1 protein-coding gene is annotated in these 294 nt (G+C 44.2%); it reads left to right on the top strand.

What is annotated here, in order from left to right:
• Positions 1–245, top strand: a 245-nt coding sequence (locus FNK51_RS26890; RefSeq protein WP_181762365.1) for a hypothetical protein, incomplete at its 5' end; no start/stop codon positions are given.
• Positions 246–294: the final 49 nt, after the last annotated feature.

Raw genomic sequence — 294 nt, 5'->3', positions numbered from 1 at the left:
AAATCCGTTCCCTTTCCGCCGACTGTCTGCCAAGCCTCATCAAAGCAAGCGCCTTTGGTGTCTTGGCTAGCCAGTTATTCGGCCGGAATTTCTTCAATCCATTAAGGATTACTGTAAAAAACATGAAGGATAACCTAGTCTTAACCAAGGTGCGGGTTGAAACCATTCCCATTAGGTCGACAAACTCAAAGAAAGCGAGTTCACCTGCAGATTGCCAGGAGTGGAAAGCAACGGGCATATTCTAAAAACCTAAAAAACTGTAGACAAACTCCATTAATATCGAGTGTGTAGGCA

It is taken from the genome of Bacillus sp. B4EP4a (assembly GCF_006680105.1).
Taxonomy (GTDB): Bacteria; Bacillota; Bacilli; order Bacillales; family DSM-1321; genus Peribacillus; species Peribacillus simplex_E.
This window is presented reverse-complemented; position numbering and strand designations above follow the sequence as displayed.